The organism is Pseudomonas sp. 39004, assembly GCF_028682155.1.
Taxonomy (GTDB): domain Bacteria; phylum Pseudomonadota; class Gammaproteobacteria; order Pseudomonadales; family Pseudomonadaceae; genus Aquipseudomonas; species Aquipseudomonas capeferrum.
The window spans coordinates 1-16,934 of sequence record NZ_JANIAG010000045.1; the positions used below are offsets into that span (position 1 = coordinate 1).

The 16,934-nt window shown below is 61.6% G+C and carries 14 protein-coding genes; 11 read left to right on the plus strand and 3 right to left on the minus strand.

The genetic code is table 11. The features are described 5' to 3' along the window. Nucleotides 1–42: 42 nt before the first annotated feature. Entirely contained in the window at nt 43–405 is a 363-nt protein-coding gene (locus NP534_RS10505; RefSeq protein ID WP_337994316.1) for a GNAT family N-acetyltransferase, read from the minus strand. Between the two features lie 171 nt (nt 406–576). Between NP534_RS10505 and NP534_RS10510 the strand changes: the two genes are divergently transcribed. From NP534_RS10510 to NP534_RS10520, 3 genes are read left to right on the plus strand one after another with little or no spacing between them, the layout of a single operon-like run. Further along, nucleotides 577–4,092 (plus strand): hypothetical protein, encoded by a 3,516-nt coding sequence (locus NP534_RS10510; protein ID WP_274098675.1) that lies wholly within the window; start codon nt 577–579, stop codon nt 4,090–4,092. A gap of 18 nt (nt 4,093–4,110) precedes the next feature. After that, nucleotides 4,111–5,274 carry a hypothetical protein gene (locus NP534_RS10515; protein WP_274098676.1) on the plus strand — a complete coding sequence of 388 codons (1,164 nt, stop codon included), beginning with the start codon at nt 4,111–4,113 and terminating at the stop codon, nt 5,272–5,274. A gap of 22 nt (nt 5,275–5,296) precedes the next feature. After that, entirely contained in the window at nt 5,297–6,340 is a 1,044-nt protein-coding gene (locus NP534_RS10520; RefSeq protein ID WP_274098677.1) for a hypothetical protein, read from the plus strand. Here NP534_RS10520 and NP534_RS10525 read toward each other — a convergent pair. Then, nucleotides 6,327–7,334, minus strand: coding sequence for a 5'-nucleotidase (locus NP534_RS10525; RefSeq protein WP_274098678.1), 1,008 nt, complete (start codon nt 7,332–7,334; stop codon nt 6,327–6,329). The genes NP534_RS10520 and NP534_RS10525 overlap by 14 nt on opposite strands. Nucleotides 7,335–7,394: 60 nt before the next feature. Further along, on the minus strand, nt 7,395–7,640 hold the full coding sequence (locus NP534_RS10530) for a hypothetical protein (protein ID WP_274098679.1): 246 nt from the start codon (nt 7,638–7,640) through the stop codon (nt 7,395–7,397). Between the two features lie 359 nt (nt 7,641–7,999). On the opposite strand from NP534_RS10530, the gene NP534_RS10535 reads away from it, so the two are divergent. From NP534_RS10535 to NP534_RS10570, 8 genes are all read left to right on the plus strand, one after another. Beyond that, nucleotides 8,000–8,878: a helix-turn-helix transcriptional regulator gene (locus NP534_RS10535; protein ID WP_274098680.1), complete on the plus strand. Its 879-nt coding sequence runs from the start codon at nt 8,000–8,002 to the stop codon at nt 8,876–8,878. Nucleotides 8,879–8,930: 52 nt separating this feature from the next. Next, nucleotides 8,931–10,418, plus strand: a complete 1,488-nt coding sequence (locus NP534_RS10540; RefSeq protein WP_274098681.1) for a hypothetical protein — start codon at nt 8,931–8,933, stop codon at nt 10,416–10,418. Nucleotides 10,419–10,692: 274 nt separating this feature from the next. After that, nucleotides 10,693–12,363: a hypothetical protein gene (locus NP534_RS10545; RefSeq protein WP_033697082.1), complete on the plus strand. Its 1,671-nt coding sequence runs from the start codon at nt 10,693–10,695 to the stop codon at nt 12,361–12,363. 85 nt (nt 12,364–12,448) lie between these two features. Continuing rightward, nucleotides 12,449–12,778, plus strand: coding sequence for a hypothetical protein (locus NP534_RS10550; RefSeq protein ID WP_033697085.1), 330 nt, complete (start codon nt 12,449–12,451; stop codon nt 12,776–12,778). A gap of 131 nt (nt 12,779–12,909) precedes the next feature. Further along, nucleotides 12,910–14,391: a GIY-YIG nuclease family protein gene (locus NP534_RS10555; RefSeq protein ID WP_227697116.1), complete on the plus strand. Its 1,482-nt coding sequence runs from the start codon at nt 12,910–12,912 to the stop codon at nt 14,389–14,391. A gap of 3 nt (nt 14,392–14,394) precedes the next feature. Next, the gene (locus NP534_RS26785) at nt 14,395–15,396 is read left to right on the plus strand and encodes a hypothetical protein (protein ID WP_274098682.1); all 1,002 of its coding nucleotides are present in this window, start codon (nt 14,395–14,397) and stop codon (nt 15,394–15,396) included. Between the two features lie 62 nt (nt 15,397–15,458). After that, nucleotides 15,459–15,710, plus strand: a complete 252-nt coding sequence (locus tag NP534_RS10565; RefSeq protein WP_274098683.1) for a helix-turn-helix transcriptional regulator — start codon at nt 15,459–15,461, stop codon at nt 15,708–15,710. Further along, the gene (locus tag NP534_RS10570; protein WP_274098684.1) at nt 15,710–16,906 is read left to right on the plus strand and encodes a type II toxin-antitoxin system HipA family toxin; all 1,197 of its coding nucleotides are present in this window, start codon (nt 15,710–15,712) and stop codon (nt 16,904–16,906) included. Before NP534_RS10565 ends, NP534_RS10570 begins: the two co-directional genes overlap by 1 nt. Nucleotides 16,907–16,934 lie beyond the last annotated feature (28 nt).

Here is a 16,934-nt window from a genome sequence, read left to right on the forward strand (position 1 = left end):
TGTTAATATCGTGATTTTTCAGATTGAGAACATGCATTTAAATCACTGCCCTATCACCCGCTTCTGCATCACAATCGTACGTTCCTCGCCATAAAACGCATCCCGCACCTTGCAGAACCCCAACCCTGCATAGAACCCTTCAGCAGTAACGGAAGAGGGCACTCGCAACCTTTCCAGCCCTTGGGCAATCGCTTCATTTTCGATCACCTCCATCATCTGCTTGCCGACCCCACTCCCCTGATATTCAGGGTCAACGAACACACTCCTGACCACATCTGCGTCAAGGCTGGCGGTGGCAATCACTTGGCCCTCATTCAATGCCACGAATACCAGGCGTCGCGTGAGCAGTTCAAGAATGGCACTTGCGCTGAAGGACCCTTCCACGCCACTGGCGGGGTATGGCACCGGCGTTGCCGGTGTTCGCGGGGTAAACCCGCTCCTACAGGCAGTGTGGAAGCGTCATAGAAGAAGCTGATAGCAAATCGCTACCCTCTGTATTCCAAAATAAACGAAGCCCCCTGTCAAAACGCTCCTACTCTCTCCGTCGATGGACCAACCTGCCCCCCGGAGCAAATCATGGAAAGATTAGCGTCGTCGCCCCCGCACGCCCGTACCCCCGTCACCGTCGTCCCAGAATCGCGCTTCATGCAGAACTACCGCGTGGCCAGTGCGGTGCACGGTGGCAGCTCGGCATCGGCCATCGTCAATGGCCGTGGCGATGTGGAGCTGTTCACCAGCGGCAGCAATACCGAGGTCTGGAACATCTACCCCGACCCGCAAAGCACCACGGCCAACAGCGCGACAGCCACCGGGCTGACCGGTGAGGTGATCGCCACCGGCCTGACCCCGAGCGGCGACATCGTGCTGTTCGCCGCCCAAGGCACCAACCTGCTGTACTGCGTCGAGCAGCCCACATCGGCGTCGCGCTGGTCGGCGGTGAAAATGATCGATGTGCCGTTGCCTTCCAATGCCATCCGCATTGCGCGTATCACCACCACGCGCATCAACAACAAGCTGTACATCGGGGTGCTGATCGAAGCCAAGGGCCTGGTCGGCACGCTGTACAACTTCAGCTGGGGCGTGTGGGCTGGGCGTGCACCGGCCTCGCTTAATGGCACCACCTTGCAGTTGCAGACCCTCAACGCGGTGTGGACGGGCAACAGCGACGCCAATGTGGCGTTCTCGGTGTTCGATACGGTCATCCTCGAATACACCCTCAGCACCGGGCAGCTCGACCGGCCGGCGATTGCCGCCAACTTCCGCAGCCTGGATGTGGCGGCGGCGACCGATGAGGTGGGCAATACCCAGGTGCTGGCCGTTCTTTCCGATGGCAATGCCTATTGCCTGGTCGGGGGTGGCAAGCAGCCGTACAGCTGGGCGCAGTTGACGGTGGCGTCGTCGTTCAAGCAGGTGGCTGTGCTGCCTTCGCGCCCGGCGCTGAATGCGCTTTTGCTGGGTGTGGACAATACGCTGTACCACGCCAGCCAAAGCGCCCCTTCAGCCACCGGCTGGTCGCAGCCGACGCCGATATACAACGGCGTGCAGTCGTTTCAGGCGACGGTGGAAGACGGCGGGCTGGCGGTGTTCGCGATTCAGGCGCAGCAAAACACCGTCACTCAACTCACCCGCGAAACCCTCAGCGGTAACTGGAATATTGCGGCGCTGCAGGTGCAGGCGGGCGGCAAGATCGAGGACTTCGCTTCGTACAGCACGGATGTCACGTTGTTCAGTGAAGTGGGCACGCCACTGGCCGATACGCCGGTCGAAGTATGGACCGAGGAGCCGTCGCGGCTGGCCATCAATGGTGGGGTCTACTACGCCACGCCGCGCCGGCCGGTGCGGTTGCTGACCAACAGCGCCGGGGTGCTGTCGATTGCCCAGCAGGTCAGTGCGTTGGCGGCTCCGGCGATTCTGGTGGCGGTGCCGTCGTTGATGTCACCCGGCGAGCGCATCGAGATCCGTCAGGATGCCGAGGTGCAGGACAGGCTCAGCGTCACCACGGGCGAGGAGTTGATGAACGCCAAGCTGGCCGGTGGTGCGCCGTTGCTGCGCGATCAGTACCACAAGCAGGAAACCGCCAACGCGGTGGCCGAGGCGGTCAGCCGCAGCATGCAGTTGGCAAGCCCGCTGTACCGCAAGGCTTCGGCGGCAACGCCGTATGTAGACCCGCGCCGGCCTCGCGCTGGGGTTTCGTTGCGTAGCGATGCGCTTGCAGGCGCGCGCTTGCTCGACCTGGCGCTGGTGCCGGAGCAGCACTGGCATTTGAGTGTTCAGGATGGCGAGGTGCGCTTTACCGATTTGTCCGCCGATGCGGCGTCGGGGCTGCTGATGGCCTTGCGCAGCAGTTCGCTGTCGGGCGGGTGGTTCAGCTGGTTGACCGACATCGGTGATTTTATTGCCGGGGTCGCCCAGGGCATCATCAAGGTGGTCGATTTCGTGGTGACCACGGTCAGTGCCGGGATACAGGCGGCGTTTCACTTTGTGGTCGACGGCGTCACCTACCTGTTCGAAACCCTGGTGGACACGGTCGAGAAAGCGTTCGACCTGGCCGAGGCGGTGTTCTCGGCGGTGAAGGTGTTCTTCCAGCAGCTCTACGAATGGCTGGCATTTCTGTTCAACTGGGGCGACATTCTGCGCACACATGACGCCATTGCCCACATCGTCAACACCGGCTTCGACTTCCTGGTCGGCGCCACCGGGGGTATCCAGCGCATCGTCGATGGCAGCATCAACACCTTGCAAAGCCAGTTGCAGCAGTGGTTCGCCGAGGCCCGCAACACCTTGGCCGGCAGCTACAGCCTGGGTGGGTACGAGCAGGCCAATACGCCGGATGACCCGGCCACGTCCAAGGCGGTGGCCAACAACATCGTCTACAACGGCCTGATCAACAACGCGCCGGCCGCGCAGTCGAGCATGGCTGCCGCGGCGCTGATCCAGGAGGCCGACGGCCCGTTCACCAAGTTCATGGAGGCGCTGGCGAACTTGGTCGACTTTACCGAGTCGTCCCAGGCGTTCGCCCAGGCGCTGGTGTACCTGCAAGACCTGGGCACGGCGCCGGACGAGATCTTCCGCAAGCTGCTGGCAGCGTTGATGAGCGTGGTCGAAGGGGTGCTGCAGGCGGTGCTGTCGGGCGTGCAGGCAGTGATCGATGCGATGCTGAAAACGGTCGCGACGCTGATCGCGGGCCTCAAAACGCTGATGAACGCCAAGTGGAACATTCCGTTTGTCAGTGACCTGTACCGGCTGATCACCAACGGCTCGGACCTCACCACCCTGGACTTGATGTCGTTGGTGCTGGCGGTGCCGGGCACGGTGCTGTTCAAGATCCTGCAAAACAAGGCGCCGTTCCCGGACCAGGCGAGCGTGCTGCGCTTCAAGGCCGCGTTCAATGCCGACACGCTGCTCACCGCCACCGGGCTCAAGCCGGCTGGCCGACAGGTGCTGGCGCAGGCCGAGGATGGCTGGAGCGGTTGCCTGCCGCGCGACCTCGCGCTGCTGACCGGGGTATTGGGCTCGGTGGCCTACTTCTTCTACGGCAGCCTCACTGCCCTGGGCGACATCATGCCACCGGAGGCAGGGCCGCCAGCGATCGTCGCCTACGTCGCGCTCACCCTGGAGACCGCTGCGCAATTGTGCAGTTGCCCGTGGATCTTCTCCAGCGGCGTGCCTGGCTGCGCCACCGCCGACGGCGCCAGCCGCACGCTGTGGATCTACACCTGCGTAGGCGTGCTGCTGGACGGGATCTTTGTGCTGGGCGCCAACAAGATGCCTGAAAACCGCGACGACATGGGTGTGGTCGCGACCTTCCTGTATGGCCTGGGCCACCTCGGCGCGGCCATCCCCGCATCGCTTGGGCAAAGCGCCTCGGTCGTGGCGCTGAACATCGTCCCTTGCCTGCCGGAAGTGTGCAAACCCTTGCGTCTGAAGCGAGTGGTACTGGCCACCGAAGGCCTTTCGCTGGCGGGCCAGGCGGCCCTCGATGTGATCTGTTACACCTCGACCACGGTGCTCAATGTGGTGTCGGTGTCTGCTGCAACCCAACCCACCCTCGTCGATGCCAGTGCGCTGCGCACCGGTACTCGTTCGATGTAGTCAAAAAGGAGTTTGGCAATGTTGATCGTAACCAAGAACCCACCCGTGGTCGGCCATGGCCAGGTGTTGCGCGGGCCGTCCGTGCAGGCACCCAGCCGGATAGCCGCCTTGCAAGGTGCCTACGACAAAGGCATCTACCTGCGCCCCAACCTGAGCAGCGAGGGCACGGTGCCGGCCAGTTCGCCCTTGTCGGCATCGCCCGATATCTGGATCGCGGGCACCCAGCCAGTGGCCAACTTCCTGACCGCGTTGGCCACGCCGAACAGCTATGCGCAACAGTCGCCTGGCACCATTACCCAAGGCACACCCAATTACATCTATGTACGCGGGCGCAATGGCGCTGCCGTCAGCAGCTCGACCAAGGTGCTGCTGTACGGGGTCCCTTGCGCCTCCATTCAGTGGCCCAGCGAGTGGGCCAAATACGGCATCCCCACGGACCGCGACCACCCGGACGGCACGAACCCGCATTACGACTCATCGATCGTCAACCTGGCATCGTCGAGTATCGGGGTGACGGCCGACACCTTTGTCTGGAGCAACCCGCAACCGCCAACCGGGGGCAGTGACCATTATTGCTTCATCACCTGGATGAACAACGCCGGTAACCCGTTCCCGGATGTGTTCTCGCAACTGGACATGGCTGCGCTGATCACCAACAACCTGCAGTTCGGCTGGCGCAACGTGTCGATGCAGTCCGGGCGTTCGCCCACCCGGCAAATGGCCTCGCAGCTGATCATCCCCAGCGACGTGACCGCAGGCAGCCGCGAATACTCGTTGCAGGTCACCAACATGGGCTTCCCGACCACGGGCTGGACCCTGTCGATGAGTTGCAGCCAGCTGGACTCGAAGGGCAACAAGATCGCCATCGACAACGTCGCCATGCCTGCCCTGGGGCAGTTCGTTGGCGTGCGCTGCACACTGTCGCCGGGCTTCAGCGCGCTGCTCACCCTCAACCTGTACAAGAACAACGGGCCCGACTCGCAGCCGGGCGCCTCGATCGACATCACCCCGACGTACTTCTCCGACGGCTCGCCGCAGGAGCTGCAAGAGGCACTGGACCGGGGCCTGGTGGACTTTGCCATGTCGCATGCCCTGCACCGGGCCTATGCCGGCACCGAGGGCGCCGATATTCGTCCACGCCCGGTGGTGCCGCTGGGTGCTGACGGCTTGCACGTCATTTGATGATTACAGGGAGTTAAACGTCATGAGCGAAACAGTCGTCAATTTGTTCAGCAGCAGCCAGCCCGCCAGCCAGACGCTCTACCTGCGCAACAACCTGGCTTCCACCGGCAGTGTGCCGTTCAAGGGGCCGCTGGGCCTGTGCCCGGACATCATCCAGAGCGACCAGCCGGTGGACAACGCGCAAAGCGTGTTCAGCACGGTCAGCAGTTGGGAGCAGGCCTACAACGTGCAGCCGGTCGCCGCCGCGCGCAACTACTACTACCTGCGTGGCATGAACGGCGGCAGCGAGACCGAGAGTAACGCGCTTTCCCTGTACTTCGCGCCGGCCCAGGTGTTGTTGCTGCCGGCAACGTTCAGGGGCAACGCGCTGACCACGGTCGATGGCATGGACTGCACGCAGGCCAGTGCACCACCAGGGCATATCGGTGTAGGTGAGCAGGCCTTCCTCTGGAAGCCGCCGGCCTTGCCGGCTGACAGCTACTTCAACCTGATTGCCCAAGTGAGCGCGGGTGCCCATCCTGACCCGCTCCCGCAGGTGCGGGACTGGCTCGACCTGGCCAAGTTCATTGGCCAGACCCCGACCTTCGGCATTCGCTCCCAGGCGCTGGTCAGTGACGACCCGTGGGTACGCCGTCAGCAACTGAACGTGCCGGCGAACTTCACCACCGCGCCAATCACCATCACCCTGTCCGCAAGGGGGCTGGCCGGTACCCGGGTGAGCGTGTTGTGTGACACCGTGACCCCGTTACAGACCCCAGTGCTGCTGGGGCCACTGACGCTTGGCAGCGATGGCACGCAAACCGGTGCGGTGTTCATTCTGCCAGCCGGCTATTCGGCCAACCTGGCCGTGCAGTTCTGGAACCCGGACAAGCAGAAGGTCGAGCCGGGCGCGAGCTTGTCGGTGACCTTTGGCTACCCGATCAACCCAGGTGCGGAACTGGAGCGGGCGATTGCCGACAACCTGGTCAACCTTCACCTTCACGGTGCGCTGGATGACAAGGTCAGTGCGTCGATCCAGCCCAAGGCCATGGCGATTGTGAGCCAGCTGACGTTCACCTTTGTTTAGGTGCCGGTAAGCGTTCAGCCAGTGGTGCCCGTGTTTCCACCAAGCGGACACCACTGGTTTTGCCCGGCGCCCTGTTCGCCACCCCAAACGGCACGTGCACCATCGGCAAATCCCCCGCCGGCGATTGCAGGTGGCTACGCTGGTCATCAAAAAACACGTGGGGTTTGAGAATCGACAACACCCGGGGTTTTTCCATCCCGCCAAGGAAGAAGCATTCATCCGGCGACACCCCCCAATCCTTCAGCGTGGTTACCACCCGCTCGTGCGACGGTGCGTTGCGCGCGGTGACGATGGCAATGCGCAGGATGCGTTTGTAGTCCGGGTCTTGTGCCAGCTTCTGGTCTTCGAGCGTGCGAATGTGTGAAAGCTTGCGGTAAAGGTCGGCCAACGGCCCAGGCTGGTGGGGGATGGCTTTGCGTGCTCGCTCATGGGCCTGGAAGTCGTCCAGGTTGTCATTCTGCTTGTACACACTCTCTGCCTCGTCATCGGCAATTACCCCGTCAAAGTCGAAGGCCACGCGCAGTTCGGTATCGATCTCGTCGTCATAGATGCGCGTCGGCAGCACCAGGCCGGCCGGGTAGCTGGCGTCGATGGCGCGCTGCACATCGTCCTCGTTGGCGCTGAGAAACAATGAGGCGTTGAACGCCGGGATGTACTCGTGGGGCGAGCGGCCGGACATGAACGCGGCGCGGGTGATGTCCAGTGCGTAGTGGCTGATGGAGCGAAACACCCGCAAGCCGGTTTCTGGCGAATTGCGCGAGAGCAGCACCACTTCCACCGGCAGTTGATCGGGGAATGCCTGGTTGATGCTGAGGAAGCGGCGGATGAAAGGGAAGGCGACCCCTTTCGGGAACGGTTCATCCAGGTTCTGCTCCTGGTGCTGGCGGTAAGCCTCGACGCCTTCGGTCTTGTAGATGTCGTCAGACACGGTGAGGTCGAAGAGAGCGCTGGAGGCCACGCCGATGACCAGTTTGTGTTCGATGGGGTAGGGCATGAACGTGCTCCGTGAAGGGTGCTGGTAACGAGTATACGGGCATGCAGGCGGGGGCAGGCCTCAACCTTCCGGCACCAGCCCCAGCAGCAGCTGCACCTGGCGGCGCAACTGGCTCACATGCTCGCGCTCGGCGCGCAGGGCAGACCGCAACTCGTTGTTCTCCTGCTTGTGAATGCGCGCGGTTCGCTCCAGTTCGCGATCGCCTTGCAGCAGGTTCCACATCTCACCCTGGCGGGCATGCGTCAGGCAGGCCATCAGCAGGGTGATGCCGGTTGTGCCAAGCAGGGTGATTTCGAGGGCATCCATGGTTGCTTCCTTGAGTAGTGGCGGTTTGCCTGTAGCGAGAAGATATGTCTAGTTTGGCTACATGTCTATATTGGAGACTTGTACAGGTAAAGGAATGGTGCAGGTTTTGCTGGTTTATTCAGGGCAGTTGAAGGGGTGATGAAAGGCGACATGGCAGCTGTTTTGCCCGCATGGGCGCAGCTTGCGGGGCGTGGGCGCGGTACCAGGGGGTGTGCGAGTCGCCAGGGTGGCCTGGGCTGCATATGCCTGGTTAGTTTACATATCCAGCCAGCCTTGCATTAAAACTGGGTGGACACGTAATATTTAGCGACACGTAAGTTGGCTGAGCATGCACTGCTGCTCCTCACGCAGGAACCCGTATGAAACGCACGCATCGCATGGAGCAAACCCGTTGGGACCTGGCCCTGCGCTACCGTCTGATTGAAACGGTGGTCTGGTGGGAAGGCCGCCTGACCACCAATCACCTGATGCAGAGCTTCGGCATCAGCCGTCAGCAGGCCTCGAAGGACATCAACACCTACATCAACGACTACGCGTCGAAGAACCTGGTGTACGACAAGCAGATCAAAGGCTACGTGCCGACGCGGCAGTTCAAGCCGTTGTTCATCGACGACAGTGCCAGCGCCTACCTCGACCTGCTCAACCAGAACAACGAGCGCGCACCACACATCGAAGGCCTGGCCTTGGCCTACGCCCACACCGAGGTGCTCAAGGTTCCGGACCGCTCGGTCAAGCCCGAGGTGCTGCGGCCGCTGCTCAAGGCCTGCCGCGAGAAGCGGCGCCTGGATATCGAGTACGTCTCGTTCAAAAGCCCGGAACCGGAAGGCCGTACCATCGCGCCGCATACCCTGGTGTACACCGGGATGCGCTGGCATGTGCGGGCCTACTGCGAAAAAAACCGCATGTACCGCGACTTCGTCCTCAGCCGTTTGCGCGGTGTACCAGAGCTGCACGACGCCGAAACGGAAAACGGCATCGAGCATGACCTTGAGTGGAACACCCCGGTCGATGTGATCTTCAAGCCGGACGAGCGCCTGACACAGGCGCAGCGGGCCATCATCGAGGTGGACTTCGGCATGGCCGACGGCCAGTTGCTGGTGCGCAGCTCGCAGGCCCTGGTGAAGTATGTGGTCAAGCGCTTCCAGGTGAACCCCAACGTGCATGATGCAAGGCCCGAGGCGCAGCAGTTGGTGCTGGCGAACAGGGCGGAGCTCAAGCCGTGGTTGAACCTGGACTGAATGCACAGTGCCGCAGACAGCAGAAAATCTTCTTGTAGGGTGTAGTGAACAGATGGATCGAAACACGTTTCTTGCGCAGCCGGATGTGCGTGGCTTCATCGAATGGCTTCAGGTCAACTTGCCGACACTGGCTGTGCACCTGCGCTTCAAGCCCAGCCATCAGGTCAAGGGCGGCCTGAACCAGCGGGTGGTGGGTATCGAACAGGTGCTCGCGCTGTATCGCTGGGGCAGTGCCTGGCAGGATGCACAAACCGGGCAGTGGGTTACGTCCATGGACTGGGCCAGCACCACCGCCTCGTTGCAGCTTTTGCGCAGCCGGTTGGCGGCAGCGTTGGCGTCAGGCTGCGATGATGCGGCCTACAACGCCTGCTGCGCCGTACTGAAGTGGGGCGGTGTACGCGGGGCCATCCCGTTCCTGGGGGCGCTACGCCAGCAACAGCAACTGGTGAGTTACCTCAAGGCGTGCATACCGTTGTTCGACCTGGGCGCAGGCCAAACGCTCTCTGCGCTGAATGCCGGCAGCATCCAGCGCTTCGATGCGGGGCTGGCCAAGATCCACTCGCTGATCGACACCACCGGCTCGCCCATCTACGACAGCCGGGTCGGCGCCGCCATTGCCATGCTCTATGCGCTGTACCGCCAAGGCAAAACCACCCCTGCGCAATTGCGTTTCCCGTCTGGCGAGGCACGCGGTGACCAAGTCCGTGACCCGGGGGCGCTGGGCTTTGCAAAAGCACCGCAGTTCTTCACCAAGGCGGTGCCGGGGTATGCGTGGGCGCGCAGCCAGGTCGAGCTGGGGTGGATCATCCAGGCCACACTGGCGGGCGCCGGGCAGCTGTTCGATGGTTCGCTGCAGGCGCGTAGCCACAGCTTCGAAGCGGCGTTGTTCATGCTGGGTTATGACCTGCGCTGCCTGCTTCCAGAGGCTGCCTATGCGCCTGCAGCCAGTGAAGGCGCCGGGGGCGGCAGCACCCGCTCGACCTGGGTGCCGACCAGCGTGACCTTCCCGCAGGTGTTCATCGACTATCTGCACTGCAGCCAGGCTGCCGGGCACAGCGTAAGCCTGAAGGACTTCCGGCAGTGGCAAGTCGAGGTCAAGGGGCGCACGGCCAACACTGCACAAGCGTACTGTGCACCTTTGCAGGCACGCGAGTTCGACCTGGTCAGTTTCAACCTCGAGCAGCTCGCGTGTATCGCGCAGGGGGGCGCGCGAGGGTTGGAAGTGCTCAGTGGCGGCGTTGCGCAGTTCATTGCAGGTGACGAGTACGAGCAGGTGTATCTGACCAACGTGTACCTGAGTGGCAAGGTTGCCGAGCTGGCACTTGAGCATTCGGTATCGCCTGCCGAGTTGCTGGTGCGCTCAGGGTTTGCAGGCAACCCTGATACTGCGAAGCCTGAAACCGCGAAGTTGATCCTGCGCACGGGCCGTGCACTGGGAGAGCATTTTGGGTTACTGGAAAACCAGCGGCCGACGGACTTGTTCAAGGCCTTTTTTGGCGAAGCCTTGACGGATCTGGACGATCAGTTGATGGCTGTCTGAGCCAACTGGGGCCGCGAAGCGGCCCCACAGGTTTCAAAGCCAGCAGCGAATAGACCATTAGCTTTGCCATTATTAGGCCGCTATGTATAATCTCGCCAAAACCCGCATCCCAGAGCGTTTTTACAGGGATGGTCAGCTTCTTGATGCGCTTCTAATAGAGGCCCCTCCAGCCGCACTGCCCGCCACTGCATAACCCCGTTACACCCCGGCCAGTACTGAGCGTTGGCGAAGCCATGCCCAGCACCAGCCCGCACGCATTTCTACAAGGATATTCATGAAAAAGCGTTTCGTTCTCTGTGCCCTGGCGTCCGCCTTGGCAGGCTGCAACTCCGAATACAACTTCGACGAAGTCACCAGCTACACCGGCACTGTCGGTTCGCCACATGCGCTGTACCTGGAGCGCAAGTCCGGCGAGCGGCTCAATGGCACCGTGGTGCACAAGGTAGGTGACCGGGTACTGCAGTCGTTCAAGGTGGAAGACGGCAAGGCGGTCGGGGAATGGAAGGAGTTCGACCAGGATGGCAAGCTGCTGGTCGAAGGCCAGTTGCAGGACGGTGCCTTCGTCGGCCCCAAGAAAACCTGGTGCAAGGGTGAATTCGCCGACCATCTGGAAAACGTCCTGACCCTCGAAGGCGGCCGCCGCAGCGAGCAAAGCTACGACTGCGCCACCGGCCTGCAGGTCGCTGACAGCACGGTGCTTCCGACCGTTGATTTCCGCAAGCCCTCCATCCGTGTCGGCACCCAGCGGGAGTGGCGGGTCATCGACGGCGAGCAGAAGCTCACCCTGCTGGAAACCTTTGCCAGTGACGGTACCGGCAAACTCGATGGCCCGGTGGAGCACTATGACTACAAGGGCAACCTGAAAGACCGCGCCACCTACAAGGCCGGCGAGCTCGAAGGCGTGCGTGAGACCTGGACGGCGTTCACCGATGGCACGTCGGTACCGGCCAGCAAGGTCACCTACAGCGCAGGCAACAGGAACGGCCTGTCCGAGATGTACTTTGTCCGCGGCTGGCCGGCCGGCACGGTGGCGGAGAAGGGCAGCTACAAGGACGACAAGCAAGTGGGCGTGTGGGTCAGTTATCAGCCTGGGTATGCCCAGGTGCGTGATATCGACAGCCCGCCAGACACCTCGCCCATGGCCATGCGCGTATGGGATGCCGCGCAAGGCCAGGCGCGCAATTCGGACTGGGCGAAAGAGATCAAGGACCTGGACGCCTTTGCCTACCTGCTCAAAAGCTCCGGCATCAACGTCAACCAACGTATTCATCATGAGAACAAGCCGCTGATCGTCGGGGCCGCCGATAACGCCTATGACTACCTGGTATCGATAGGCGCCGACCCGATGGGCCGGGATGTCAACGGCAACACCCGCCTGATCGACTGCCTGGCAGGTAGCGACTACAACAGCTGCAGCTTCGCCCACATGATCACCCTGGCCGGCAAGGAAGACCTCAAGGCCCACAACGTCTATGGCGACACCGCGCTGTCGACCTTCTGCAAAAAAGCCGGCGAGCTGCAACGTCGCCGTGGCGCGGGTCAACAACCAGAAGCGCTGTTCCAGGCACTGCTCAAGGGCAGTGACGTGAACGCCAAGGCCTACGGTGGCGAGACGGCCCTGCACGCCTGCATGGCCCAGCGCGACCATAGCTACGCCGAGGCGTTGATCGCGGCTGGCGCGAACTTGAATGCGGCGGATGTCGATGGCACCACGCCCGTGGCCGCAGCCTTCTTCGACGGTTACAACCTGGCTGCAGGCGGGCACCGCGTGAGCTGGTCGGACAACGTGATTCGCTTCGCTGCCAGCTACCAGGGCAAGTCCGACTTCACCTTCGACACGCCGCTGGCAGGGTTCGGCAAGTCCATTCGCCAGCTGGTGCTGGAAAACGGCGATACCGCCTCGGCGATGTTGATCGACTCCCTGGTGGGTACCGCCAAGGGTTGATTGCCGTTCTGGCGGCACGCGGCTTTCGCTCAGGGCGCGAGGTGTGCCGCCGCCTCTTTAGATGAATGACTGACAAGGAATACCTATGCGTCGCTTCAAATACGTGCTGGCAGCATTGCCATTCTGTGTACTGGCTGGCTGCGGCAACGATGCACTGGATGGCACTTACGAGGCCGAGACCACCGTGATGGGCTTCAGCGCTGGCAAGCAGACGGTCGAGTTCTCCAGTGACTACATCGTCTCTGCGGGCAACAAGATCAAGGTCGACGAGTGGGAGCGCAAGGACGATGTGGTCGTGGCCCGTGATGCCAACGGCGTTGCGCTGATCAACGTGCGCGTGCTGGATGGCGGCAAGCGGCTGGAGTCGATTGGCGGCAACAACATGGCCAAGCAGGTGTTCGTGCGGGTGGATTGATCGCCCGCGTCTTGGGGCTGCCATGCAGCTCCAAAACGCCAGTTTTCGACATTTCAAGCATCCCGGCAGTGGATCCGATGATGTCATTTTGATAGCTTGCCGCCCATGATCGAGCTATCCGGATAGGGATGATGAACCAGCCATACCAACACAGGACGCTGTCGCCGCTCGCCAACCTGATTGTCGACCGTGCGATCGAGAACACCAACCGCAAGCTCGTGGCCGGTTTTCGCAACAAAAAGAATTCCCAGCCCAACGCCAAGTCACCGGACCCGCTACAGGCCGGCAAGGACACCCTCGTTGCCACCTCGGCGCAAAGCGCCATGCAGGTTGCCAACCGGGGTGTCGCCTGGAAAGAAATCCTCTTCAAAAGCCTGTCGGCCGGTATCGGTTCGCTGGCCACGCTGCAATTCGACGGCGCGCTCTCGGTAAGCGCCAACGACGCCTCCAGCCTCAACGACTTGCCCGACAAGCCCGGCGTGTACGTGGTGTACGACGCCAGCGGCCAGCTGGCCTACATCGGTGACAGCACCAACATGCGTCAGCGCTGGCAGGACGGCCACATGAACGAATACCGCGGCCGGGCCAACAGCGAAACCCGCAAGCCCTACAAGCTGGCGGACCAGCTTGAGGCCGGGTGCACCGTGAAGTTCGTGGTCATGGACTCGGCCGAAACCGCCGCCGCCCTGGAAGCGTTCCTGATCAAGAACGAAAAGCCGCCGGTCAACCGCAAGCAAGAGCTGAAGGAAGAGCAGGGCATCCGCAGCAACATCGAAGCCAAGAAATTGAAGGACGCGATGGGCAGTGCCGGCGAGGTGGCCATGGGCGCTGGCAAGGAGGCGCTGAAGAACTCGGGGTGGCAGGTATTCGAGCAACTGACCGCTGCCGCGATCATCGCCATCAAGGATGAACTCGTCGACCTTTTCATGGGCGGCACTGCGCGCCTCAAGGCCCGAGTCGAGCGCTTTCTGCAAAAGATCTGGGCCGTGGTCGAGCGTATCGTCGCCGCGCCCCTGAAGCTGCTCAACGGCGTGGTCGAGTTCATCGTCAACGCCCTGTCCAAGGCGGTCCGCCAGGTCTACAACCTGAGCCGCAACCTGTTCGACCTCGCCCATGGCGCCTGGCAGCTCTACAAGGGGGCCCAGTCCATGCCAAGGGAAGAACTCATTCAGAAGATCGTCGAAACCGTGGTGGTCAGTGGCACGCTGATTTTCTGGGACGGCATCGAGCCGGTCATCGAGGCGCAGTTGCTGCCCTTGGTTGGCGTGGCTGCGCCGTACATTTCCTGCGTGATCGCGGCCATCGGTTTCGGGCTGTGCAGTTACCACCTGCAAAAGGTCGTGCCACCCATCGTGGCCTTCCTGGTGGACTTCAAGAGCGGCTGGCACGAAGCGCTGGAGGCCAAGCGCGCGGCGGCGTTGCAACTGATCCAGGTACAAGAGAACGAATGGCTGATGGCCGAGGGCCTGATGGAATACGCTCAGTCGGTCGACACCCTGGCCCGTGAGGCCGGCGCCCACCGCGAGCGCCTGGCGCAGCATCGGGCAGTGCGGGCGATCGACTACTCGGCACTGCTGCAATCGAACAAAAACCGTATTACCCAGGAGTCCTGACAGGTGTTCAACACTACAACCGACCTCGCCGCCAAGCTCTTTGGCCAAGTCAGGCTGGCCGAGTCGCTGCCCGTACCCGCCCCTGCACCTGCGTCGCTGCCGGCGCCCCGCGAGGAGCACGACCAGCTCAAGGACTTCGAGCACGGGCTGCGCAAGCTGCACGAGGCCATCGTCAACAACAAGGGGGCGCGTGAGCAGCTCGAGGCGTTCAAGCAGCAAGGCACCTGGGATTCGTTCTGGGGCGGCCTGACGGGCAAAAACGACAAAGACCTGGCCGACATGGTCAGGCAGGTGGGTGAGAGCCTGGCCGTGACCCAGAGCGTGGTGCAGTTGTTGACCCAGTTGCACACGGCCAACAACAAGGTACTGCGCGGCTTCAATGAAGCTCTGGTGCGTGAAATCGAACGCCTGCAGGCCGACGCGGTGACGCTGGAGGGCAACCAGGAAGGGGCCCTGGTGGTGCTGTGCGAATTCAAGCAGCAGATCGACGACCTGCTGGCGATGGCCGATGGCTACGCCTATTGCACCCAGGAGGTGGAGCGGCTGGCCTGGGCCCAAGGCAAGCAGGAGACCGAACTGACGGCCCTGGATGCCAAGATCGATGCGCAACACCAGAAGCTGGTGACCAGTACCCTGGCCCGGGTGCAGAAAGAGGCCGTGATCAGGAAGAACCTGGAGCACCATCAGCACAAGCTCGCTGCCCAGGAAGGGCAACTTGAAGAGCTGAAGAAAAACCTGACCGCCAGCAACCTGGCCCGGGAAAGCCTGTCGACCACCGTGACCACGGCATTGAAGAAGCTCGCCCTGGCCACCAGCACCCAGGCTCAACGCGTGGACCGCATGGAGGCGCAGCTGGCCACGCTGCTGGACAACCAGCGCCAATGCCAGGCCCAGCTGGCGCAACTGGCCGCACCGGGTTGGGTTGCCTACCTGGGCCGCAATGCCGTGTCGCTGGTTGCACTGGCTGCGGCGGTGTTTGCCTTGGGGCTGAACCTGCGGGGGTGATTTGATATTTACCTAGGTTAGGTATACGTTACATTAACTTAAATTTGTTACGTATACAGAACATGGATCCCTCTTTTATCATTGCACGCCTGGGTCAACAAGTTCGGCAGCGCCGGTTGAGTCGTGGGTTCACTCAAGCCAAGCTGGCGGCATTGGCCGGTGTTACCCGTCAGAAAGTTATCGCGATAGAGCGAGGCGATCTATCTGTAGGTATGGCCGCCTATGCTCGAGTGGTGGGCGCTTTGGACTGCGAGTTCGGGCTAGTGCCCGCAGCCATGCCCACGTTGGATGAAATTCAGGGAGTATTCGACTGATGACGGCCATGCTACGGGTAGCGACACCGGGAGGGGAAAGCGGGACAGTTTTCAGCTCCGCTGACGACTATCTGTTTCGCTACCGTGAGGATGCTTCGGCTCATGCAGCGATCAGTCTACTGATGCCATTACGCCTGGATGAATACCGACACCGGGAACTGCACCCGATATTCCAGATGAATTTGCCTGAAGGCTATGTGCTGGAGCAATTGCGTAACCGTCTGGCCAAGGTGGTGAATGTCGATCCGATGCTGCTATTGGCGCTCTCTGGTAGCAGCTCGCCAATTGGGCGGGTGGCAGTGAGTTCATCTGAGGTCGATGCATTGTTGCGTCGCCAGCAGTTCCCCGGCGAGCGACTGGACGAAATCCTGGCCTGGGATGGTGCAGAAGATATTTTTGCCGGTCTTGTTGACCGATACATCTTGCGCGCTGGAATATCGGGCGTGCAGCCCAAAGTTTTGGTGCCTGAGGATCAGAGCGGTGCGCCGCAATGTTTCACCTCGAAAACGTCTGACCTGATCATAAAAAGCGGGCGGGACGAGTTCCCGGGGCTGGCAATCAACGAGTTTCTCTGCATGTCCGTGGCCAAGGAAGTAGGGATCCCAGTGCCGGAATTCTACCTGTCCAATAACGCCAAGCTTTTCGTCATGCGGCGCTTTGATCGGGACGGGCAGCTCAATCCGATCGGCTTTGAGGACATGGCCGCATTGATGGGGCTTTCGGCGCAGCAGAAGTACAGCAAGAGCTATGCGGCTATCGCCAAGGCCATTCGTCTGTTCTGCCCGCAGGACCACGTGCAAGGTTCATTAGCTCAACTGTTTGCCATGGTGAGCCTGACCTGTATCGTTGGAAATGGCGATGCCCACCTGAAAAATTTCGGCTTGCTGTACTCCGATCCTTCCCAGCGTGATGCGCGGCTGGCACCGGCGTACGACATCGTCAATACCACAGCCTACATCCCTGAGGATGTGTTGGCCCTGGACCTAGGCGGTAACAAGTCGTTGTTTGCTTCAAGGCAGGGCTTGATGGACTTTGCTGTCACCTGTGATGTGGCTCGGCCAAAGGAAATCATTTGCGAACAGTTGCAGGCGTTGGAGCAAGTACTGGCTCGCTCTGCTGAACTGTGCGAACAAGTCCCCGATGTGGTGAGGGCAATTCGGCAGTCTGCCGGGCCGTTCATCAGTACCTTTGGCTAACGTCCAACCCTTATTACGGCCCACTGTT

What these genes read in the sequence shown, in the direction of transcription:
- NP534_RS10510 (WP_274098675.1), top strand. Translation starts at nt 577, where the DNA reads ATGGAAAGATTAGCGTCGTCGCCCCCGCACGCCCGTACCCCCGTCACC.
- NP534_RS10515 (WP_274098676.1), top strand. Translation starts at nt 4,111, where the DNA reads ATGTTGATCGTAACCAAGAACCCACCCGTGGTCGGCCATGGCCAGGTG.
- NP534_RS10520 (WP_274098677.1), top strand. Translation starts at nt 5,297, where the DNA reads ATGAGCGAAACAGTCGTCAATTTGTTCAGCAGCAGCCAGCCCGCCAGC.
- NP534_RS10525 (WP_274098678.1), bottom strand. Translation starts at nt 7,334, where the DNA reads ATGCCCTACCCCATCGAACACAAACTGGTCATCGGCGTGGCCTCCAGC.
- NP534_RS10530 (WP_274098679.1), bottom strand. Translation starts at nt 7,640, where the DNA reads ATGGATGCCCTCGAAATCACCCTGCTTGGCACAACCGGCATCACCCTG.
- NP534_RS10535 (WP_274098680.1), top strand. Translation starts at nt 8,000, where the DNA reads ATGAAACGCACGCATCGCATGGAGCAAACCCGTTGGGACCTGGCCCTG.
- NP534_RS10540 (WP_274098681.1), top strand. Translation starts at nt 8,931, where the DNA reads ATGGATCGAAACACGTTTCTTGCGCAGCCGGATGTGCGTGGCTTCATC.
- NP534_RS10545 (WP_033697082.1), top strand. Translation starts at nt 10,693, where the DNA reads ATGAAAAAGCGTTTCGTTCTCTGTGCCCTGGCGTCCGCCTTGGCAGGC.
- NP534_RS10550 (WP_033697085.1), top strand. Translation starts at nt 12,449, where the DNA reads ATGCGTCGCTTCAAATACGTGCTGGCAGCATTGCCATTCTGTGTACTG.
- NP534_RS10555 (WP_227697116.1), top strand. Translation starts at nt 12,910, where the DNA reads ATGAACCAGCCATACCAACACAGGACGCTGTCGCCGCTCGCCAACCTG.
- NP534_RS10565 (WP_274098683.1), top strand. Translation starts at nt 15,459, where the DNA reads ATGGATCCCTCTTTTATCATTGCACGCCTGGGTCAACAAGTTCGGCAG.
- NP534_RS10570 (WP_274098684.1), top strand. Translation starts at nt 15,710, where the DNA reads ATGACGGCCATGCTACGGGTAGCGACACCGGGAGGGGAAAGCGGGACA.